The sequence below is a fragment of the Novosphingobium naphthalenivorans NBRC 102051 genome (genome assembly GCF_001590985.1).
Classification (GTDB): Bacteria; Pseudomonadota; Alphaproteobacteria; order Sphingomonadales; family Sphingomonadaceae; genus Novosphingobium; species Novosphingobium naphthalenivorans.
In genome coordinates, this window is record NZ_BCTX01000020.1 from 23,163 (window position 1) to 43,804 (window position 20,642).

Here is a 20,642-nt window from a genome sequence, read left to right on the forward strand (position 1 = left end):
CCCTGAAACGGAACACCCCGCCAAATCTGCCACCCGGCGTCACAAAATTGTTGCATTGGCCGAAAATCTATCTGACTTACGGGGTGCTCTTGAAAGAGATGCGGCCGCACCGTTGGAACTGCCGGACTGCACGCAACAGCATAAATCACAACGGCATTCTGGAAAATGGGACACCATTGACAGGGGATATTGCGTGCACCCGGCGAGACGGAAACTCGATTGGTTCAAACAGACTGTGCTGCCGCACGAGGCCGCGCTGCGGGCCCGTTTACGCCGGATCATGGCGAATTCGGACGAAATCGACGACACGGTATCGGAAACGATGACCCGGGCTTTCGCGGTGGACGACTTCACCCGCATCACCAACGGACGCGGCTATCTGTTCACCATCGCCCGCAACCTGATCATCGACGAGGCACGGCGCTCGAAAGTCGTCTCTTACGAAGTGATTGCCGATCTCGACCTGATCGCCGACGACATTTCCGCCGAACGCAAGCTCCAGGCCCGCGACGAGCTGCGCCGCCTGGAAGCCATCATCGACACGCTGCCGATACAATGCCGCCGAGCATTTATTTTGCGCCGCGTGCACGGTAAACCCGTGAAGGCAATAGCAGAAGAAATGGGCCTGTCCGTTTCTACTGTAGACAAACACATCGCCCGGGCCGCTCTCAAGGTCATGCGTGCGATTGGTGATCATGAGGAATTCGGTTTTGGATCGTCGCGGGAAAACAGCCAGGGACTGGTCGGCGATCGAAGCCGAAGCAGCCCGGCTGTATCTTGAGGCACAGCAAAGCGGTGACTGGGACAGCGCCTACGACTGGGTAGAGCGCGATCCGGCGCATGGCTATGCTTTCGCCAAGGCCGAAGCCAGCTGGGAACTGTCCGGGCGGCTGGGGGAATCCCACCTGCCCGAAGTGCCCGAAGAGGTCGCCGGCCCTGCCGGCCGTTTCGAAGCCATGTTCGGCCGCCGCGCGCTGGTGGGACTGGTGCTGGCCGCACTCGTCGGCACGGGCGTGACTGTCGGCCTGCAGAAATGGATGGACGTGCAGCGCTACAGTACCGCCATTGGCGGAGAGCGCGTGGTCAATCTGGCCGACGGCAGCACGATCCGGCTCAATACCGGCAGCACGGTCGAGGTTTCGCTGCGCAAGAAGCTGCGCCATATCCACCTGTTGCAGGGAGAAGCCCGGTTCTCCGTCGCGCATGACCCGAACCGCCCGTTCGTGGTCGATGCAGGCAACGCCTCGTTCCAGGCCCTGGGAACCGTGTTCGACGTGCGCCGGAACTCTGGCCTGACGGAACTGACCGTCATGTCCGGACGGGTTGGCGTGGCGGACCGCGGGCATCGCAAAGCCGTGGTTTCCGCCGGCAACTATGCCGTCGTCAGCGGCGGGACAGTGGGTGTCTCACGCCTCAGCACGGCGCAGATGGCGCGCCGCACCGCCTGGAGCGAAGGCGTTATCACGTTCGATGGCGAAACGCTGGAACAGGCCGTGACGGAACTGAACCGCTATCGCAGCAAGCCGCTGGTCATCGGCTCGCCCGAAATCGCCTCGCTGCGAGTGGGCGGCACTGTGCACACGGCGGATTCCGATACGTTCATCCGCTCTCTCTCGTCGGCTTTCGGGCTACGCGCCGTTCCCGGAAAGGACAGCGTCCTCATAATGCCCGGCGACGCGCCCTCCTCCGCCGGCGTTCCGGCCGAAGGAACCTGACATGCGACTTCCCGCGCCCCGGCGCTGGCAGAATTGCCGGCCCCGCTCGTCTTGACCGATATGCACGATAACACCTCTATCCGGCAGGCCATTTCGGGCCGCCACAGCCCGCTCAAATCCATTTTCGGGGGCGCTCTCGGCAACCTCGTGGAATGGTACGACTGGTACGTCTATTCAGCCTTCACGCTCTATTTCGCGCCGGTTTTCTTCCCCAAGGCCGATCCCACGGCGCAGTTGCTCAATGCTGCCGCGATCTTTGCCGTCGGCTTCCTCATGCGGCCGCTCGGCGCCTGGCTCATGGGGATCTATGCCGACCGCAAGGGCCGCAAGGCCGGGCTGACGCTATCAGTCATTCTCATGGGGTCGGGCGCGCTGCTGATCGCGCTGACGCCCGGCTATGCGCAGATCGGCCCCTGGGCCTCCGCGCTGCTGCTGCTGGCCCGCCTGATGCAGGGTCTGTCGGTCGGCGGCGAATACGGCGCGAGCGCGACTTACCTTTCGGAAATGGCCCAGCGCGAACTGCGCGGGTTCTTCTCCAGCTTCCAGTACGTGACGCTGATTGCCGGCCAGCTGCTGGCGCTTTGCGTGCTCTTGGTCCTGCAGGCGCTGCTGACCGACGCACAGATGGAAGCCTGGGGCTGGCGCGTTCCCTTCGCCATGGGCTGTGTGCTCGCGTTCAGCGTGTTCTTCATCCGCCGTTCGATGGCCGAAACGCCCGATTTCCAGAAACTGGGGCAAGACCAGCCATCCACCGCCACACCTGCTCCCAAATCCAGCGGAATGGCCCTGCTGCGCTATCACCCGCGCCAGTTCATGGTGGTCATCGCCCTGACGGCAGGGGGCACGCTCGCCTTCTATGCCTATTCCACCTACATGCAGAAATTCCTCGTCAACAGCGCCGGGTTCAGCCGCGAAACCTCCACCGGGATCATGGCGGCGGCGCTGTTCATCTACATGCTGCTCCAGCCGCTGGCGGGCTGGGCCTCGGACCGGCTCGGCCGCAAGCCGCTGCTGATCTCCTTCGGCATTGCCGGTATGCTGCTGACCGTTCCCATATTCGAGGAACTGAAACGCACGACCACGTCGTTCCATGCATTCCTGCTGGTATTGGGCGCTCTGGTGATCGTGACCGGCTACACATCCATCAACGCGGTGGTGAAAGCCGAACTGTTTCCCGCCAGAATCCGCGCGCTGGGCGTGGCGCTGCCTTACGCGCTGGCCAACACGCTGTTTGGCGGCACGGCCGAATATGTCGCCCTCTCGCTCAAGGAAAGCGGCTATGAAAGCGGCTTCTACTGGTATGTGGCCGGCATGATCGGGATTTCCACGGCCGTGTTCCTGTGGATCGACCGGGGCAACAAGGCCGGACACAACGAACCTGCAAATTTCGCGTCATAGCCGCCGCTGCACCGGACATGAGGCCGCCTGAACCGGCGGGTTCATGTCCATCGGCGGATGTCCTCAGCTCCGGCCCGAAAGTGGCCTCAGGCCGCTGTCATGATCCGCTGTCAGCCCCTTGCTCAATCAGCTCAAAAAGGGCCATTCTGTCGTCGGTCATCGTCTTCTTCTCCAGGTTGGAGTTCGCATCCGACCCCTACCAGAAGATCGACGGTGGCCACCCTTTCAGGGAAACCTTCCTACACTTGGGACACGACCGGCATTTGAGTTATGCAGAACCTCTTGTCCCAAAATTGCAGAACCTTGTGTCCCGCTACAGGAGAAGTAATATCCGTGTCCCCCCTTCCCCGGAGGGAGGGGACCAAATGCAAAAAGGGGCACCGGCAATCAGCCGATACCCCTTTTTGCTGCCCGGCGGCGACAAGGGCCGCCGGTCTTCCTGAGTAGCGTTACTTCAGCTTCGCAAGGTCCGCATCGATCGCGGCCAGACGCTCGTCGGTCACGTCGTCGGGGGCGTACTGCTGAATGCTCTTGAGCGTCATCATCCGCGCCATTTCGATCTGGTCGTTATCGATCAAACCGGGAATGTGCTTGGCAATGATGGCCTTGGCTGTGGGATCGTCCAGCAGCGTGCCGATTTCGGTGTCAGCCGTGGTATACTTGGGCGCGCCGTGCTTGACCGCAAGCTGATCCGCGGCGCCAGCCTGCACGACTGCATTTGCCGCGGTCGTATCTTCGTGGGCGATAGCCGGAGCGGCTGCCAAAACGCCAATAATCGCGACGAAACTCATAACCTTACGTACAAATATCCTCTCGAATCGCGGCCCGAGCCGTTGCGACTTTATCGCACACTTACGTTCGAATATCAAGCCTACCAGGCGTCGCGACCACTGATCAGCAGATCGACGATGCGCTGCGCGAAATAATCAAGCTGCTCGCCAGAAACCCGGGGGCCTTCCTGGATCTGAATTCCGGACAGCGCCCCGACCAGAGTACGCGCAACGGTTCGCGGATCGCGCGCAGGCTTGCCGTCGCGCTCGGCAGCTTCAACAATATCCTTTTCGATCAGATCGATGATATAGAGATAGCCGCTGTCGAGAATGACATTGGCAAGCTCGGGAAACCTGTCACGCACCGACAGCACCAACCGCTGCACGGCCATGACGTCGGGCTTGCGCAAGGACTGCGCGATCGTGACGGCGTGATGCCGCAGCCTCTGCTCGATATCGTCGGTCAGCAAGTAGTCTTCGACCGCGGCTTCCTGTGACCATTGCTTGACCGAAGCATCGATGACCGCGTTGAACAGCGCCTCCTTTGAAGGATGGCGGGCATAGAGCGTCCCTTTCGAGACTTTCGCGGCGAGCGCGACTTGCTCCATCGCCACGGCGTCATAGCCGTCAGCCACGAACATGTCGTGGGCGACCTGAATGATCAGCCGATCGATCGCGTTGGCACGGGCAGCGCTGGGCCGGCCCGCCTTGGGCTTGAGAAGGTCTTTCGCTTTGTTCATCGTTCGGCAGTTGTTCCACAGCCGGGCCCTCAGGGCAATCTCGAAGCATAATCGAACGATTTCGATCGATATATTGACAGATCGTTGTCCCGGCCTTAGCCTGCCCGAAAATCAGGACGCGCAAACCCGCGCGCATCTCGAAGAGGATTGCCTGTAAAACTCGTCTCGTCCCTTCTGCTTGCCGGGATCGCTATGTGCACGCTTGCTCCTGCGGCTTTTGGCAACGATGAACCGGCCGACGCCAATGCGCGCGCAGGGGCCACCGCTGCCCTGCTGAAAGCCGCGCGGGACGTTCTGGGCTATGGCACGCAGAACGAACACCCGGCGGTGGGCGCTTATCACGCCGCACAGGCGAGCGACCCCGAATTCAACTTCCACGTGGGCTTCCTGATCGATTCGCTGGACTATCTGGAGGAACGCTTTCAGGCCCTGCAGGCACTGGAAGCGTCCGATCCGCGCTTTGCCGGCCGCCTCAAGTTCCTCGTCAACCGCGCCCTGCCCGGCAATCCCGAAATCGACGCGCGCATGGACGCATCTCCCGTCTATCGCGGCGTCACCCGCCATACTTATGGCCGCAACGGCGTGCAGGCCTTTTGCGAGACCGACCTGATCGTCGACGGCCCGCTGGGTGAAGGGCTCGTGCTCGAATTCGATTACGTATTCCCGGGCTACAAGGACCACATCATGTCAGTGTCGGAAATCACCCGCTGAGCAGAGGCCTTCTCCAGCCGGCTTCCTCCCTGCGCGGGAGAGAAGCCGGCCGCGAAAGCACCACTCCGATACTGAACGATTTCCGGGAATCCGGGGCGCTTCAACCCCTCACGATATATCCCTGAGTTCCGTCACGAACTCATAGCGATCGCCGCGATAGACCGAGCGCGTGAATTCGACCACGCGCCCCTCGCTGGTCCTTGTCGTGCGCTCGATACGCAGGACCTCGGTGTTCTGCCCGATGCACAGGATCCCCGCCTCGGTCGGCGTGGCCAGAGACGCCCGCACGCGCTGCGTGCCGGATGCGGGCCGATGGCCGTATTCTTCGAGAGCCTTGTAGAGCGAGTCGCCAAGACGGCCGATATCGGGAAGAAACTCGGCGGGAACCACGGCATTCTCGATCGCCAGCGGCTCCCCGCCCGCAAGGCGGACGCGGCTCAGGCGCACGACGCTCGCATCGGGAGAAATCCCCAGAACGGCCGCCTCTTCCTCCGTCGGCTGAGCAAGGGCGCGATTGATCCACACGACGCCGGGATCCTCCCCGCGCGAGCGCGTATCGTCGCTGAAACTGCTGAGCCTGGCCCCCGGCGCCTCGATGCGCTGGGTCACGAAGGTTCCAGATCCCTGCCGGCGGACAAGCACCCCTTCATCGATCAGCTGCTCGATGCCCTTGCGCACCGTAACGCGGGAAAGACCGGCCATTTCACACAAGTCGCGCTCGGACGGCAGCGCGCTGCCGGGATGGAGCACACCATCATGAATCTGTTCCCGCAGGCTGCGCGCAAGCTGCAGGTACAGCGGCGTTCTGTCGCCGATCCGCGTCCAGGCAAACTCTTCCATCGCGCGTCAGCCTCGCCCTTCCAGCGCCTGCAAGGCCCGGCGCAAATCCCCGCCGCAAGCATCGAGCCGTTCGCGCGCCTCTGCCACGGGCAAGCCAAGCGCCACCAGCACGCCCAGACGAATATCCTTGCCCGCCAAATCGAGCGCCGCGGCCGCCGTTTCCGCATCCACCCCGGCCATGTCCTGAACCATCGCCCGGCCGCGCTGCAGGAGCTTGGCATTGGAAATCCGCATGGCCACCATGCGGCCATCATAGACAAGACCGCACCGGATCATGATCGCGGTGGACAGCAGGTTGAGGATCGCTTTCTGCGCCGTTCCCGCCTTCATCCGGGTCGAGCCCGCCACCACTTCGCTGCCGGTCACAGCCAGAATGCCGTGCTCGGCATTTTCGAGCAGCACGGAGCCGGGATTGTTGGCAATGCCGATAGTCAGGGCCCCCGCCGTCCGCGCCGCCGCGACCGCGCCCACCGTATAAGGGGTGCGTCCGCTCGCCGCGACGCCGATCACCACGTCGTCAGGACCGATCGCATGGCGCGCAATCTCTTCCAGCGCCGCCTCGACATCGTCTTCGGCCCCTTCCTGCGCCTCGGTCAGCGCCTCGGTGCCGCCCGCGATCAGGAAGACCATGCGCTCCATCGGCCAGCCGTACGTGGGATAGAGTTCGGTGCCGTCCTGCACGGCGAGGCGGCCCGACGTGCCCGCGCCCACGAAGACGAGCCGTCCCGTCTGCCCCAGCCGCGCGGCGGCGGCTTCGGCGGCCCGGGCAATCGCCGCGGTCTGCGAATGGATAGCCGCGATCGCCGCCATCTGCCCTTCCAGCATGGCCTCCACCGCCCGCTCGGTCGGCCAGAGATCGAGATCGCGGTAGCGGGGATCGAGAGCTTCGGTATTCATCGTGGTGTTATCCGGTCGGGCAAAGGACATATCGACGTCTGCGAAAGCAGTCCCGGCGCCCGGCTGGAGGAGGAGAGCCGGACGCCGGAAGCGCCGTGCATGATCGCACAGCAGATTTTAGGTACATACTGGTATTCAAATGGTTATTCAACAGCCGCACCGCCTTCTTCGGGCACCCCACTCCAGCGGCATACGATGACACTGGCATCGTCATGCACCTTGACCCGAGGGAAACGCGGCAGCGATCCCGGCTCGGCTTCCAGATCGCGCAGCCGGGTGAGCCAATGCGCCCAGTCGTCCGGACCGGCCATGGCCAGAAGATGTTCCGGCCCGGCCACATCGAACAATTCGACGAGCCGCAGAAATCCATCGCTGGCCACGGCGAACCGCGCGCCGGGCTGCAGCGGCACCCGCTCCTGCCAGAGATGATCGGCCGCCGCCGGGTTCGTCCCGAGCACCCAATAGCCACCTTCGCAGTTCATGCGCTGGCGGGTGGCTTGCAGCCCCGGCAGGAGATGCTCGTGCAGGTCCCGCGACGTCATCGCCGGATTTTCCGCGAGCAGGCCCCGCACCGCCGTCAGCGTGCGGTCCGCGTGGACATCGAGCTCCGAACTGCCGAAAAGCCGCGGACAGCCATCGGCGTCGAGCGCCGCAACCCGGCAATCGGCTAGTGCCGTGAATTCAGCCTCACCATCGATCACCCGCACCATGGCGAATGCGGCCGAAGGCAGTTCGTGCGCGGCCTCGGGCTCGCGGACTTTGGCCTGCTCCAGCGCTTCGCCGCATTGCGCCATGACTGCACGCAACAGGTCGCGTGTCGGCATATCGGGTTCCCGCTCCAGAGTCTCCGCCAGCAGGCGGCTGGCGGTTCGCGCCAGCCATGCCGCATCGCTGGCTTCTTCCGTGAGCCTGCCACCGACCCCGGTGGCACCATCGATGACCCAGGCCGCCGGGCCGAAGTGCCCGACGCAATCCTCGTTGACATGACTCTGACCATCGGAGGCGGCAATTTCGATCCTGAGCAACGGAATACTCCTTTCGAACGTTTGACAAGACACAGCCCCGTCAATCCACCCCGCTGGACCATGTAACCATATCAATACCACTTGTGTCAATTTGCCAAACTGGTATTCACAAACCCATGAGCTCCATACCCCCCGAAACTCCCACCAGAATGGCATTAGAGGCCGCCGAGGCGCCGGAACGCGCCGCGCGGCAGCTTGCACTCAACGCCGGACTTGTCCGCGATGCGGGCCGCCGCCTGCGTGAACTCGCCCCGCCGTTCGCCGCGACTCTCGCACGGGGCAGTTCGGATCATGCGGCGGCCTTCGGCAAGGTCCTGCTCGAAACGCACGCACGCATTCCCACGCTCAGCCATGCGCCTTCGATCGGCTCGCTCTATCACGCCACCTCGCCGCGCTTCCGCGGCGTCCCCATGCTTGCGATCTCCCAGTCCGGACGCAGCCCCGATCTGCTGGCCGCCGCCGGAGATGCCAAGGCGCAGGGCGCTGTCGTGGTGGCTCTGGTCAACGACACCGGCTCGCCGCTCGCAGACCTTGCCGACATCGTGATCCCCGTCCACGCCGGTGCGGAAACCAGTGTCGCCGCCACCAAGAGCTTCATCTGCACGCTTGTCGCACTTACCCATCTGGTGGCGGAATGGAGCCAGGACGGCGCCCTGCTCCATGCCCTCGATGCCACCGGCGACATTCTCGGACAGGCAGCGGCTGCGGACTGGACGCCCGCCGTGGCACCGCTGCAAAGCGCGCGAGACATGTTCGTACTGGGCCGCGGCCCCACCCTGCCGATCGCAGGCGAAGCCGCGCTCAAGTTCAAGGAGACATGCGGTCTGCACGCCGAAGCCTTCAGCAGCGCCGAAGTGGCGCATGGGCCGATGACGCTGGTCGGCGCAGGCGATCCCGTGCTGGCGCTCGGGCCGCTCGACGTGGCGCGCGCCGGTTTGCGCGAACGGCTGGCGGATTTCACCGCGCGCGGCGCGGCAGTGATTGCCTCCGGCCATCCTGAAGATATTGCGGACGCCAGTCTGGCGCTGCCCACGCAAACCAATGTGCATCCGGTGCTCGGTGCGATTGCGCAAGTGCAGAGCTTCTACGGCCTCGCCAACGCACTTTCACTGGCGCGCGGCTACGATCCGGACCGTCCGCCGCATCTCAACAAAGTGACCCGCACGCTATGACCCGCACCGCCCTGACCGGCGCACGCATCGTGCTCGCCGATCGCGTGATCGAGGGAGAGGCGCTCCTCGTCGACGGCGCGCGCATCGCCGGTCTCGCCCCAGCGGACGCCCTGCCCGAAGGCTGCGAAGTACAGGACCTGGGCGGCGGCTGGCTGCTGCCCGGCTTCATCGACACCCAGGTCAATGGCGGCGGCGATGTGCTGTTCAACGACAGTCCCAGCGTCGACGGCATCCGCGCCATCGCCGCCGCCCATCGCCGCTTCGGCACGACCGGCCTTCTGCCCACGCTGATCACCGATCACCCTGCCGTGGTCGAAAAGGCGCTGGCGGCAGGCGAGGCGGCGCTGGCCGAGGGCGTTCCCGGCGTGCTGGGCCTGCACATAGAGGGGCCGCATCTCAATCCGGCAAAGAAAGGCATCCATGACGCCAGCCGGATCGCACCGATCGATGCGGACGTGGTCGCGCGCCTCTCCGCCCCCACGCGCGGCCGCCGCGTGGTCACGCTCGCGCCGGAACTGCCCCCCCCCGGCACCGTGCAGGCACTGGCCGATGCCGGGGTTCTGGTATGTGCCGGGCACAGCCTCGCCACGTACGAACAGGGCCGCGCGGCGCTCGGCGAAGGGCTGGCCGGGTTCACCCACCTGTTCAACGCGATGACGCAGTTTCTCAGCCGCGAGCCGGGCCTTGTCGGGGCCGCACTGGAAAGCCGTTCCACGCACTTCGGCATGATCGTCGATGGCCACCACGTCCATCCGGCGAGCCTGCGCGTGGCCCTGCTCGCGCGCGGCGTGGAGGGCGCCATGCTGGTGACTGACGCCATGCCCCCCGTGGGCGGCACGGCCACGCGCTTCACGCTGATGGGCCGCGAGATCGTGATGGTGGACGGCACCTGCCGGGGCAGTGACGGCACACTGGCCGGGTCCGCGCTGACCATGGCCGATGCGCTGCGCAACGCCATGGACATGCTCGGCTGCGACATCGTCACCGCCTCGCGCATGGCCAGCGGCAATCCCGCGCGCTTCCTTCGGCTGGATGGCGAGACCGGGACGATCGCCCCCGGCCTGCGCGCAGACCTCGTCCACCTTGACGAAGCGCGCCTTGTGCAATCCACGTGGATCGGCGGCGCGCGGATGGACCATCCCGAATGACACCCGGTCTGCTCGAAGACTGCCCTGCGCCCCGCGGAAAGGACCGGATCCGGTGACGCGCGAAGACTATCTCGCTACCCGCCTGCGGGACATCGTGGGGCGGCGGCATGTGCTCACCTCGGCGCGGGCGACGGCGCGTTACCGCAAGGGCTACCGCACCGGCGATGGGCCCGCACTGGCCGTCGTGCGGCCGGGCAGTCTGGTGGAACTCTGGCGGGTGGCCCAGGCCTGCGTGGCGGCGGACGTCTCGATCATCATGCAGGCCTCGAACACCGGGCTCACTGGCGGCTCGACGCCCGATGGGGCTGACTATCCCGGCGGGCTGGTGATCATCAGCACTACCCGGCTCTCCGCGCTGCGGGTGATCCGGGACGGCACGCAAGTGCTCTGCCTGCCCGGCACCACGCTCAACCGGCTGGAGCAGGCGCTGCGGCCCTACGGGCGTGAGCCGCATTCGGTGATCGGCTCCTCGTGCCTCGGCGCCTCGGTGGTGGGCGGGGTGTGCAACAATTCGGGCGGCTCGCTGGTGCGGCGCGGCCCGGCCTTCACCCAGCTTGCGCTCTTTGCCCAGATCCTGCCCGACAGGACGCTGCATCTTGTCAATCATCTGGGGATCGCGCTGGGCGACAGCCCTGAGGACATCCTCTCGCGCCTGGACGCCGGAACCTTCACCGAAGCCGAGATCGATCCGGCCGGGGATCGCTGGGCGCACGATCACAGCTACGCCGAGCATGTGCGCGACATCGAAAGCGGCGTGCCCTCCCGCTTCAATGCGGACACGCGCTGCCTCTACGAAGCCGCCGGCAGCGCGGGCAAGCTGATCGTCTTCGCCGTCCGCCTCGACACTTTCGCGCGCGAGGAGGATACCGCCACTTTCTACATCGGCACTACGGAGCCCGATCGGCTGACCGAACTGCGCCGCACCATGCTGCGCGATTTCGACAGGCCGCCGATCGCCGGCGAATACATGCACCGCACCGCCTTCGACGTGGCCGATCGCTACGGGCGCGACATGTTCGTGGCAATCGAGCGGATCGGCACCGACCGCCTGCCCATGCTCTTCGCCGCCAAGTCCCGCTTCGACGGCCTGTTCGGTGAAGGGCGCAGCGACCGGATCATGCAATGGTCCAGCCGCTTCCTGCGCGACCACCTGCCTGCCCGGATGCGCGAATACCGCAGCCGCTTCCCACATCACCTGATCCTCAAAGTCGGGCAAGAGCAGGCCGAAGCAACCCGCGCGCTGCTAAAGGATCTGTTCCCCGGCAATGCTCAAGCCAGCCACTTCGAATGCACCGCGCCGGAAGCCGCCAAGGCCTTCCTCCACCGCTTCGTCGCGGCAGGGGCCGCAGTGCGATACCGCGCTGTCCACACCGGCAGCGTGGAGGATATCGTCGCACTCGATATTGCCCTGCCCCGCAACACGCGCGAGTGGGAAGAGCACTTGCCCGAAGCGCTCGAACGGCAAGTGATCCACGCGCTCTACTACGGGCACTTCTTCTGCCAGGTGTTCCATCAGGACTACATCGTGAAAAAGGGCACCGATCCGCTCACCTTCGAACATGCGCTGTGGGACCTGCTCGACGCGCGCGGCGCGCAGTATCCGGCGGAACACAACGTCGGCCATCTCTACACCGCCAAGCCCGAACTGGCCGGATTCTATCGCGAACTCGATCCGCGCAACCAGCTCAATCCCGGTATCGGCCAGACCGCGCGTGGGCGCGGCTGGTCCACCGCCGGCCATGGAGAGTGCTGCTCATGACCTACTACCTCGGCATCGACGCTGGCGGCAGCCATTGCCGCGCGCGCCTGATCGACGCGCAGGGCAAGGTGATCGGGCACGGCAAGTCCGGCGCGGCCAATGCGCGCATCGGGCTGGACGCGCTCTATGGCACGCTGAAGGAAACGGTGGATCAGGCGGTGGCCGAAGCGGGTCTCAGCGGGGAACAGCGCGGCATGATCCACGCCGGCATGGGCATTGCCGGGATCACCCGCCCCGGCGTGCGCGAAGCGCTGGACGCCTTCGACTTCGGCCTGGCCTCGGCCGCCTATGCCACCGATGCGCAGATTGCCAATCTCGGCGCCCATGCCGGAGCCGACGGCGCGATCCTGATCATCGGCACCGGCAGTGCCGCGCAGCTGCGCGTCAACGGCGAGGACTTCACCATCGGCGGATACGGCTTTCCGATTTCGGATGAAGGCAGCGGCGCCGCGCTCGGACTATCCGCCATGCGCCATGCCTTGCGTGCGCTCGACGGGCGGACTCGCAAGACCGAACTCAGCGCCGCCGTCACGGAGCGCTTCGAGCATGATACCGCACAGGCCATCGCCTGGATGGACCAGGCCACCCCGCGCGACTACGGCACTTTCGCGCCGTTGGTGATGGACTATGCCGAAGCGGACGATGCGATTGCCCGCTCGATCGTCGAGGACGCCGCCGCGCATATCGAGCGCTTCATCGAGACCATCTTCGAACGCGGTGCCTCCCGCTGCGCACTGGTGGGCGGGCTTTCCGCACGCATGAAGCCCTGGCTGCGCGCGCGCACGGTCGAACGGCTGAGCGAACCCGTGGGCGATGCCCTCGACGGCGCCCTGCGTCTGGCCGGCTATCCCGGCTGACGGCCTTCATACCAAGTCTCTGAGATGCTGACGCATCAGACTTGGAAAATGCTCAAGCGCCGCACGGGCTTAACCAAGTCCCGATGAGTCAGCTCATCGCGCCTTGCTATCAAGCCTCCCCGGAACCACCCCAGCGGGCCACGGTAGCCGTTACCGTCAGGTTGGCACTGGCGCTGGCCACGGTCCGGGTCATGTCGAGCAGGCGGTCGAAGGGCAGCACGAAGCCGACGACCAGCGCGGTCTGCTCGGCCGAAACGCCCACCGCCGCCATCACCGCGGCCAGCATGAACAGCGAGGCCGACGGGATCGGCGCCGTACCGAAAGCCGCCAGCGAACCGGTCAGCAATACGAGCGCCAGCATCATCGCATCGGGATGAACGCCCAGCGCCTGCAAGCTGAAAATGCTGAGCAGGCCGACGTACATCGCCGTGCCGTCCTTGCCGATGCTGGCGCCGATCGGCAGCACCGTGGAGGCGACGCCGGGCTCGATCTTCAAGTCTTCCAGCGCAATCTGCAGCGCCACCGGCAGTGTCGCGGCGGACGAGGCGGTGGAGAAGGCCACAACCAGCGCGTCGAGCGCCGCGCGGAAGAAGCCGCGGACCGAGAGCCGCGCCACCAGCTTGATCAGCGGCAGGTGCACCAGCACGATCTGCGCGATCACGCCGATGACGACGCAGAGCGCCAACATGCCGATATTGGTAAAGACGGCCACGCCGTGCTCCGCCACCGCGCCCGCGATCAATGCGAGAACGCCAAGGGGCGTCAGTTCCATGACCAAAGCGACCAGATGGAACAGCACGCGCCCGGCCGATTGCAGCAGGTTCGCGACCGGTTTGCCCTCCTCGCCCGCGAGGACAACGCTGAAACCGAAGGCCATCGAGAAGAAGATGATCGCCAGCATGTCGCCTTCCGCCAGCGACTGGACGATGTTGATCGGCACGATCCCCATCAACTGGTCGTGGATAGACTTGGGCTCGCCCAGCGCATGGGCCTGCGCCGTGCCGATCGCCGCCCCGGCGCCGGGCTCTATGAGCAGACCGATGACCATGCCGATGCTCACCGCACAGGCCGTGGTCGCGGCAAAGAGCGCGACGGTATGACCCCCGACCACACCCAGCTTGCGCGGATCGGCCAGAGCGGTCACGCCCGATGCAATGCTGACGAAGACGATCGGCACCACCAGCATCCGGATCAACCGGACGAACAGTTCACCGAGAAACGCGATCCACGGCGCAGCGTCTGGCCAGAACAGGCCGATCAGGACGCCGCCCGCCAGCCCCGCCACGACCCTTTGCCAAAGTGGTATATCCAGCCAGCGTCGAAACAGGGATTTCATCAAGGCTCCAATGCGTGATCCGCGACCGGCGGCGGGGACATCGTGCCGGTCTGGAGACCGCCCCAGAAACCCGCATCCGGTCCGTGCAGCATACCCTCTTCGCAAGTCACGCCGCCCTCCCGATCCTGGGCCAGCCAGACCGGTCCGTCCAGATCGACGAAAGCGCTGTCCGCAGCTATCACCAGCGCGGGCGCGATCGACAGCGAGGAACAGACCATGCATCCGGTCATCCGCGCCAGCCCGCGCGCTTTCGCCGCTTCGGCCAGTTCCAGCGCGGCCGTCAGCCCTCCGGCCTTGTCGAGCTTGATGTTGACGACGTGATAGCCGTCCGGAAGCGTTTCGAGATCCTGCGCGACGTGGATGGATTCGTCAGCCGCGATCGGGATCGCCGAGGAGAACCCCGCCAGCGCCCCGTCCTCGCCCACCGGAAGCGGCTGTTCGAGCAGGTCCACGCGCAGATCGGCCATCAGCCGCTGCAGACCGGCCACTTCGTCGATGGTCCAGCTCTCGTTGGGATCGACGATCAGCCGCGGGCGTGGTGCCATCTCGCGCACGGCGCGAAGCTGCGCGGCCGGATCGTTGCGATCCACCTTGACCTTGATGAGCGGTACGCGTGCCAGCTCCCGGGCCGCAGCGCCCATGCGCTCCGGCGTATCGAGCCCGACCGTCAGCGCCGTCGCGACCGGCCGCAGCGAACCCGTCCTGCCGAGCATCGCCGTAACGCTGGTGCCGGCCAGACGGGCTTCCAGATCCCACAAGGCGCAATCAACCGCATTGCGCGCCGCGCCATACGGCATCAGCCGCAGGAGGTCGGCACGGCCCGCCCCCTGCTCCAGCGCGCCGCGCAGCGCTTCGATCGCGGCGATCGTCGTTTCCACAGTCTCGCCATAGCGCGGATAAGGCACGCATTCGCCGCGCCCGGTCACGCCTTCCTGTTCGATCACGACAGTCACGACTTGCGCTTCGGTCTTTGCCCCGCGCGAGATGCGGAACGGACGCAGGAGCGGAAATGTCTCGGCGAAAACGGTCAGGCTGCGGGTCATGGGCCTATCTCAGACAGCCTCGCCCGCTTTGGCAAGCGAACGGGCCGGATTGAGCACCTCATCGACGATCGCGTCCACGCCCATGCGATAGGGATCGGTGCAAGGCAGGGCGAGCTCATCCTCGATGCGGGCACACAGTGCCCTGGCCTCTTCCTCGCCCAGTGCCGAAGTGTTCAGGGCGATGCCCGCGATGCGGACCTGCGGGCTGGTGAGCTGGGCCACCTTGAGGTTGGCGGCGATGCATTCCGCAAGGCCGGGCAGCGCACGCCCCGGAAGGCCGCGCATGTCGGTGCGCGCGGGATCGTGGCACATCACCAGCACATCGGGCTGGGCACCGTGCAGCAGGCCGGTCGAAACCCCGGCAAATGACGGGTGGAACAGCGAGCCCTGCCCTTCGATCAGGTCCCATCCGCCATCCTCGCGTGCGGGGGAAAGCTGCTCGATCGCGCCCGAGATGAAATCGGCCACCACGGCGTCAAGCGGCACGCCGTCTCCGGCGATCAGGATACCCGTCTGCCCGGTTGCGCGGAAATCGGCCTTGAGGCCGCGCGCCTGCATGGCGCGGGCAAGGCACAGGGTCGTGTACATCTTGCCCACCGAACAATCGGTGCCGACCGTCAGCAGGCGGTTGCCTGCGCGGAACCGCCCAGTGCCAATGGGAATGTTCGGCTTCGGATCGCGCACATCGTGCAGGGTGCGGCCGGTGCGGGCCGCAGTCGCGACGAGGCGCGGTTCATCCTTCAGGCGGCTGTGCAGCCCCGAAGCGACATCCAGGCCGGCTTCCATCGCCGCGATCGAATCCTCGATCAGATCCTCGCCCAGAGTGCCCCCGGCATTGGCGATACCGAGCACGAGCGTGCGTGCACCGGCGGCGACCGCTTCGGCAAACCCCATCCGGGGCAGGCCCAGCGTCAACGGGCAGTCATCGTGGCGGAATTCGCCAACACAGATGTCGGGCCGGAACACGGCGAGCCCGCGGGAGGTCTTGATCCCGATGTCGTCGCTGGAGTGACCGAGGTAGAGAAGATAGGGCGTGGCGATCATTGGCGTTTGGCTCTGTTTTTCCGTGGCCAGCCAGTTCTATCGCCATGACCGGAAAGCCCCCAATATCCAACGCCATGCGCCCTATAGCACGGAGCTATAGCTGCTCGATCACGCCCGCCAGCAGTTCCAGGAAATCCGACGCGGCGCGCGAGGGCGGCCGATTCTGGAGATAGACGGCATTGATGTCGAACGTCAGCGCCGGCTGCAGCGGACGGCTGGCAAGACCCGAGGCACAGACCGCTGCCGCCGTGAAGTTGTCGACGATCGCCATGCCCACGCCCGCGCGGACAAGCCCCGCCGCGATGTAATAGGTCCGCGCCGAGACCACTTCGTCGAGCACGACATCGAGCCGGTTCAGCTCGCTCGCCAACATCTGGCCGATCGGACCGCTCTGGACCGGACTGATGAACTTGTGCTCACGCAGATCATCGAGATGCAGGCGCGAAGGCGCATCGGGGATATCCTGCTCGCGAAACAGCACGACCAGTTCCCCCTCGCCGATGACCTGATGAGTCACAGGCGCGGACGGGGGCACTTCGAAGCTGATGGCGATGTCTGTCTCGCGCTCGTAGAGCTTGCGCACCATCTCATCGTGGTGGAGCGTCTGGAGGTCGAAGAGAATGTCCTCGTGCCCGGCCATGAACTGGGCCACGGCATCGGGGATCGCGCCCAGCCCCAGCGAGGGCAATGCCGAAACCCGCAACAGGCTGCCGCGCCCCTGCCGCATGTTCTGGCAGGCCTGCCGCAGCGAGCGCACGCGGTCCTGTATCTCGGTGACTTCGCCGAACAGGGTGCGGGCGTCCTGCGTCGGAATCAGCCGCCCTTTCGAGCGCTCGAAGAGCGGCAATCCGATCGACTTTTCCGCATGGCGCAGAACTTTTGTCACCGATGGCTGCGAGACATTGAGCGAGCGGGCCGCAGCGCTCACCGTGCCGTGGAGATAAACGGCGTGAAAGACTTCGATCTGGCGCAGGTTCATGGAATGGCCTTTGTCTGCATCTGGTTCCGGGGGGTACAGGACCGTCGCGAGGACGTCATACTATAGACACCCCGCCCCGGCTGGACAGCCATGCATCCGGGTTATGGACCGAAAAAAGCCAAGGGCTGGACTGGCTTGATACCATCGGTGACTTTGCCGCACTCCGCCGTCTAGAGTGGCGGCCTGTTCCGGTCCTGCCGCCGCTTCGCTCACTGGGGAATTTCCATGCCGTCTTCGCCCACCGCGCCTCGCAAGTCCCATGTGCTGTTCCGGCTTCTGGCCGCAAGCTCGCTGCTCGCGGCCGGTGCCTGCGCCACCACCTCCGGACAACAGCACTACGATGTCGTCATCCATGGCGGGACCATCTACGACGGCAGCGATGCCAAGCCGTTTGTGGGCGACGTCGCCCTCACCGGAGACCGGATCGTCTATGTCGGTCCGTCCGCCCCCGGAGCCGCCAGCCGCACGATCGAGGCGCAGGGCATGATCGTGACGCCCGGCTTCATCGACGCCCATACCCATGCCGATGTCTTCATCCGCTCCCCCGATCCCGCCCAGCGGGTCAACGCCGCCTGGCTCGATCAGGGCGCCTCGACCGTCGTGATCGGCGTCGATGGCGGCGGCACGCCCGATGTCGCGGACGATGCGCGCAAACTGCAGGCCTCGGGAATCGGCACCAATGCCGTGCCGTTCGTCGGCTTCGGCGCCGTGCGCGAACGGGTGCTGGGCGATGATGCCCGCGCACCGGATGCCGCCGAACTCGACAAGATGAAGGCCCTCGTCGCCAAGGGCATGTGCGAAGGCGCGGTGGGCTTTTCCACCGGCCTGTTCTACGCCCCGCAAAGTTTCGCGAAGACCGAAGAAGTCGTGGCCGTGGCGCGCGAGGCCGCCAAGCGCGGCGGCATCTACGATACGCACCAGCGCGACGAATCCAGCTATACCATCGGCCTGCTCGGCTCGGTCGACGAAGCCATCCGGATCGGCCGCGAGGCTGGGATGCCGGTGCACTTCGCGCACATCAAGGCACTGGGCGTCGATGTGCAGGGCGAGGCCGGCGACGTGATCGCGCGGATCAACAAAGCCCGCGCGCAAGGCATCGACGTGACGGCCGACCAGTATCCCTGGCTGGCTTCCGGTTCGAGCCTCGATGCCTCGCTGCTGCCGCGCTGGTCGGTCGACGGCGGCGACAAGGCCCTGCTCGCCCGCCTCGACGATCCCGCGACAAATGCCCGCATCCGCAAGGAAATGATCGAGAACATGCGCCGCCGGGGCGGCCCGTCCTCGCTGCTGCTGACCGCGCAAGGCTATCCCTGGACCGGCAAGACTCTTGCCCAGATCGCCGGGGACTGGAACATCGATCCGATCGAGGCCGCACTGCGGATCATCCGCCAGAGCGCGGAAAAAGGCGGCGGCGGCACCGACGTCGCCTCGTTCAACATGGCCGAACCCGACGTCGAGCAGTTCATGAAGCAGCCGTGGATCGTGACCTCCTCCGACGGGTCGAACGGCCACCCGCGCATGTTCGCGACCTATCCCGAGAAATACGTCAAGTACGTCAAGGAGCGCAAAGTCATCGATCTCGGCACATTCGTGCGCCAGTCGACCGGCCGCGTGGCCGACATCTACAAGATCGACCATCGCGGTTATCTGAAACCCGGCTATTTCGCCGACGTGCTGGTGTTCGACCCCGATCATTTCGCGCCGCGTGCAGACTACGTGCACCCGCGCGAACTCAGCGTCGGCGTGAAGGCGCTGTTCGTGAACGGCACGCTGGCTGTCGAGAACAGCCAGACCACCGGTGCAAGGCCCGGCCGGGTGCTGCTGCGTCCGGCCCCTGCCGGTTGCCCCTGAGCGCGGATCGCCCTCCCCCCATGCAGATCCTCGTTCTGGGCGCTGGTGTCGTCGGCGTCACTTCGGCCTATTACCTCGCCCGCGCGGGACACGAAGTCACCGTCGTGGATCGCCAGCCGGGCGTCGCGCTGGAAACCAGCTTCGCCAATGCCGGGCAAGTCTCTCCCGGCTATGCCGCTCCCTGGGCCGCGCCGGGTATTCCGCGCAAGGCACTGCGCTGGCTCTTTGCCCGCCACGCGCCGCTAGTGCTGCATCCCTCACTCGATCCGGCCTTGCTGCGCTGGCTCGCGGCCATGCTGCGCAACTGTACCGAGACCCGCTACCACGTGAACAAGGCGCGGATGATGCGCCTGGCCGAATACAGCCGTGATTGCCTGCGCGAACTGCGTCAGGACACGGCGCTTACTTACGACCAAGGCACACTCGGCACGCTGCAGGTCTTCCGGACGCAGCAGCAGCTCGATGCCAGTGCCAAGGACGTCGCCATCCTGCGCGAGCTGGGCGTGCCGCACGATCTGCTCGACCGCGACGGCTGCCTTCTGGCAGAACCCGCGCTGGCCAGCGCCACGGCCCCGATCGCCGGCGGCCTGCGCCTGCCTGGCGACGAGACCGGCGATTGCCATGTCTTCACCACGGCCCTTGCCCGCAAGGCCGAGGCGCTCGGCGTGCGCTTCCTCCAGAACGTGACCATCGAGGGCATCGACACGGCCTTGGGCATGGTCGAGGCCGTGAGGACCAGTGCCGGCCGGCTCGATGCCGACCGCTACCTGCTCGCGCTCGGCAGCTTCTCCCCCGCCATGGTGCGCGGCCTGGGCCTGCGGCTGCCGATCTATCCGGTGAAGGGCTACTCGTTGACAGTCCCCGTCACCGATGCCTCCGGGGCGCCGCGCTCCACCGTTCTCGACGAGACCTACAAAGTCGCTCTCACGCGCCTCGGCGACCGTATTCGCGTGGGCGGCATGGCCGAACTGGCCGGTTTTGACCTGAGCCTGCCGGAACGGCGGCGCGAAACGCTGGCGCTTTCACTCGGCAGCCTGTTCCCGCACGGCGGCCGGGAACGGGACGCTGCATTCTGGTGCGGCCTGCGCCCGATGACGCCCGACGGCACGCCGGTCATCGGCGGCACGCCCCTGCCCAATCTCTTCACCAATTGCGGCCATGGCACGCTCGGCTGGACGATGGCCTGCGGCTCGGCTCAGCTTGTCGCCGATCTCATCAGCGGCCGAACGCCCGCGATCGAGACGGCGGACCTCGCCCTCTCCCGCTACCTCTAAGCCTCGTCACCAGAACGCGATAAGGCCGGCTGGCGATATGTTCGCCAGCCGGCCTTTGCGACCCGGGGGGACCGAAACGGTCG

The 20,642-nt window shown here is 65.7% G+C and carries 19 protein-coding genes; 10 read left to right on the top strand and 9 right to left on the bottom strand.

The features are described from left to right. The first annotated feature begins 112 nt into the window (after positions 1-112). The 3 genes from NN5_RS08575 to NN5_RS08585 are packed head-to-tail and all read left to right on the top strand — an operon-like array spanning position 113 to position 3,113. Complete coding sequence (locus NN5_RS08575) at positions 113-781, top strand: RNA polymerase sigma factor (protein ID WP_245656358.1); 669 nt, start codon at positions 113-115, stop codon at positions 779-781. Further along, positions 711-1,715 carry a FecR family protein gene (locus NN5_RS08580; RefSeq protein ID WP_067733862.1) on the top strand — a complete coding sequence of 335 codons (1,005 nt, stop codon included), beginning with the start codon at positions 711-713 and terminating at the stop codon, positions 1,713-1,715. The genes NN5_RS08575 and NN5_RS08580 overlap by 71 nt, the downstream gene beginning before the upstream one ends. A 60-nt stretch (positions 1,716-1,775) precedes the next feature. Then, complete coding sequence (locus tag NN5_RS08585) at positions 1,776-3,113, top strand: MFS transporter (protein WP_067733863.1); 1,338 nt, start codon at positions 1,776-1,778, stop codon at positions 3,111-3,113. Between the two features lie 449 nt (positions 3,114-3,562). Here the strand turns inward: NN5_RS08585 and NN5_RS08590 are convergent, their stop codons facing one another. Continuing rightward, positions 3,563-3,904, bottom strand: a complete 342-nt coding sequence (locus NN5_RS08590) for a hypothetical protein (RefSeq protein WP_084384822.1) — start codon at positions 3,902-3,904, stop codon at positions 3,563-3,565. A gap of 80 nt (positions 3,905-3,984) precedes the next feature. Continuing rightward, complete coding sequence (locus NN5_RS08595; protein ID WP_067733864.1) at positions 3,985-4,623, bottom strand: TetR/AcrR family transcriptional regulator; 639 nt, start codon at positions 4,621-4,623, stop codon at positions 3,985-3,987. A gap of 192 nt (positions 4,624-4,815) precedes the next feature. Between NN5_RS08595 and NN5_RS08600 the strand changes: the two genes are divergently transcribed. Continuing rightward, a complete protein-coding gene (locus NN5_RS08600; RefSeq protein ID WP_067733865.1) occupies positions 4,816-5,334 on the top strand; it encodes a hypothetical protein in 519 nt (172 codons plus the stop codon). A gap of 108 nt (positions 5,335-5,442) precedes the next feature. Here the strand turns inward: NN5_RS08600 and NN5_RS08605 are convergent, their stop codons facing one another. The 3 genes from NN5_RS08605 to NN5_RS08615 form a co-directional block, all read right to left on the bottom strand. Beyond that, on the bottom strand, positions 5,443-6,174 hold the full coding sequence (locus NN5_RS08605; RefSeq protein WP_067733866.1) for a GntR family transcriptional regulator: 732 nt from the start codon (positions 6,172-6,174) through the stop codon (positions 5,443-5,445). Between the two features lie 6 nt (positions 6,175-6,180). Next, positions 6,181-7,071, bottom strand: coding sequence for an N-acetylmuramic acid 6-phosphate etherase (locus NN5_RS08610; protein WP_067733867.1), 891 nt, complete (start codon positions 7,069-7,071; stop codon positions 6,181-6,183). Positions 7,072-7,214: 143 nt separating this feature from the next. After that, positions 7,215-8,096: a protein phosphatase 2C domain-containing protein gene (locus NN5_RS08615; protein ID WP_067733868.1), complete on the bottom strand. Its 882-nt coding sequence runs from the start codon at positions 8,094-8,096 to the stop codon at positions 7,215-7,217. Between the two features lie 116 nt (positions 8,097-8,212). Here NN5_RS08615 and NN5_RS08620 point away from each other — a divergent pair, with 116 nt between their 5' ends. From NN5_RS08620 to NN5_RS08635, 4 genes are read left to right on the top strand one after another with little or no spacing between them, the layout of a single operon-like run. Continuing rightward, positions 8,213-9,268, top strand: a complete 1,056-nt coding sequence (locus NN5_RS08620; RefSeq protein ID WP_067733869.1) for an SIS domain-containing protein — start codon at positions 8,213-8,215, stop codon at positions 9,266-9,268. Next, positions 9,265-10,416, top strand: a complete 1,152-nt coding sequence (gene nagA / locus NN5_RS08625; RefSeq protein WP_067733870.1) for an N-acetylglucosamine-6-phosphate deacetylase — start codon at positions 9,265-9,267, stop codon at positions 10,414-10,416. The genes NN5_RS08620 and nagA overlap by 4 nt, the downstream gene beginning before the upstream one ends. 52 nt (positions 10,417-10,468) lie before the next feature. Further along, positions 10,469-12,175: a D-lactate dehydrogenase gene (gene dld, locus NN5_RS08630; protein ID WP_067733871.1), complete on the top strand. Its 1,707-nt coding sequence runs from the start codon at positions 10,469-10,471 to the stop codon at positions 12,173-12,175. Further along, on the top strand, positions 12,172-13,032 hold the full coding sequence (locus NN5_RS08635) for a glucosamine kinase nucleotide-binding domain-containing protein (RefSeq protein ID WP_067733872.1): 861 nt from the start codon (positions 12,172-12,174) through the stop codon (positions 13,030-13,032). Before dld ends, NN5_RS08635 begins: the two co-directional genes overlap by 4 nt. 109 nt (positions 13,033-13,141) lie before the next feature. Here NN5_RS08635 and NN5_RS08640 read toward each other — a convergent pair whose 3' ends face one another. From NN5_RS08640 to NN5_RS08655, 4 genes are all read right to left on the bottom strand, one after another. Beyond that, a complete protein-coding gene (locus tag NN5_RS08640) occupies positions 13,142-14,368 on the bottom strand; it encodes a dicarboxylate/amino acid:cation symporter (RefSeq protein WP_067733873.1) in 1,227 nt (408 codons plus the stop codon). Then, a complete protein-coding gene (dgcA, locus tag NN5_RS08645; protein WP_067733874.1) occupies positions 14,368-15,411 on the bottom strand; it encodes an N-acetyl-D-Glu racemase DgcA in 1,044 nt (347 codons plus the stop codon). The genes NN5_RS08640 and dgcA overlap by 1 nt, the downstream gene beginning before the upstream one ends. 9 nt (positions 15,412-15,420) lie before the next feature. After that, positions 15,421-16,455, bottom strand: coding sequence for an N-acetyltransferase DgcN (dgcN, locus tag NN5_RS08650; RefSeq protein ID WP_067733875.1), 1,035 nt, complete (start codon positions 16,453-16,455; stop codon positions 15,421-15,423). Between the two features lie 94 nt (positions 16,456-16,549). Continuing rightward, the gene (locus NN5_RS08655) at positions 16,550-17,434 is read right to left on the bottom strand and encodes a LysR family transcriptional regulator (protein WP_067733876.1); all 885 of its coding nucleotides are present in this window, start codon (positions 17,432-17,434) and stop codon (positions 16,550-16,552) included. A gap of 225 nt (positions 17,435-17,659) precedes the next feature. Between NN5_RS08655 and NN5_RS08660 the strand changes: the two genes are divergently transcribed. Then, on the top strand, positions 17,660-19,285 hold the full coding sequence (locus tag NN5_RS08660) for an N-acyl-D-amino-acid deacylase family protein (RefSeq protein ID WP_067733877.1): 1,626 nt from the start codon (positions 17,660-17,662) through the stop codon (positions 19,283-19,285). A gap of 20 nt (positions 19,286-19,305) precedes the next feature. Further along, entirely contained in the window at positions 19,306-20,559 is a 1,254-nt protein-coding gene (locus NN5_RS08665; RefSeq protein ID WP_067733878.1) for a D-amino acid dehydrogenase, read from the top strand. The last annotated feature ends 83 nt before the right edge of the window (positions 20,560-20,642 follow it).

Excerpts from the sequence above, each read along its gene's own strand:
- NN5_RS08585 (WP_067733863.1), top strand. The coding sequence starts at position 1,776 with ATGCACGATAACACCTCTATCCGGCAGGCCATTTCGGGCCGCCACAGC.
- NN5_RS08590 (WP_084384822.1), bottom strand. The coding sequence starts at position 3,904 with ATGAGTTTCGTCGCGATTATTGGCGTTTTGGCAGCCGCTCCGGCTATC.
- NN5_RS08595 (WP_067733864.1), bottom strand. The coding sequence starts at position 4,623 with ATGAACAAAGCGAAAGACCTTCTCAAGCCCAAGGCGGGCCGGCCCAGC.
- NN5_RS08600 (WP_067733865.1), top strand. The coding sequence starts at position 4,816 with ATGTGCACGCTTGCTCCTGCGGCTTTTGGCAACGATGAACCGGCCGAC.
- NN5_RS08605 (WP_067733866.1), bottom strand. The coding sequence starts at position 6,174 with ATGGAAGAGTTTGCCTGGACGCGGATCGGCGACAGAACGCCGCTGTAC.
- NN5_RS08610 (WP_067733867.1), bottom strand. The coding sequence starts at position 7,071 with ATGAATACCGAAGCTCTCGATCCCCGCTACCGCGATCTCGATCTCTGG.
- NN5_RS08620 (WP_067733869.1), top strand. The coding sequence starts at position 8,213 with ATGAGCTCCATACCCCCCGAAACTCCCACCAGAATGGCATTAGAGGCC.
- nagA (WP_067733870.1), top strand. The coding sequence starts at position 9,265 with ATGACCCGCACCGCCCTGACCGGCGCACGCATCGTGCTCGCCGATCGC.
- NN5_RS08635 (WP_067733872.1), top strand. The coding sequence starts at position 12,172 with ATGACCTACTACCTCGGCATCGACGCTGGCGGCAGCCATTGCCGCGCG.
- NN5_RS08640 (WP_067733873.1), bottom strand. The coding sequence starts at position 14,368 with ATGAAATCCCTGTTTCGACGCTGGCTGGATATACCACTTTGGCAAAGG.
- dgcA (WP_067733874.1), bottom strand. The coding sequence starts at position 15,411 with ATGACCCGCAGCCTGACCGTTTTCGCCGAGACATTTCCGCTCCTGCGT.
- dgcN (WP_067733875.1), bottom strand. The coding sequence starts at position 16,455 with ATGATCGCCACGCCCTATCTTCTCTACCTCGGTCACTCCAGCGACGAC.
- NN5_RS08655 (WP_067733876.1), bottom strand. The coding sequence starts at position 17,434 with ATGAACCTGCGCCAGATCGAAGTCTTTCACGCCGTTTATCTCCACGGC.
- NN5_RS08660 (WP_067733877.1), top strand. The coding sequence starts at position 17,660 with ATGCCGTCTTCGCCCACCGCGCCTCGCAAGTCCCATGTGCTGTTCCGG.
- NN5_RS08665 (WP_067733878.1), top strand. The coding sequence starts at position 19,306 with ATGCAGATCCTCGTTCTGGGCGCTGGTGTCGTCGGCGTCACTTCGGCC.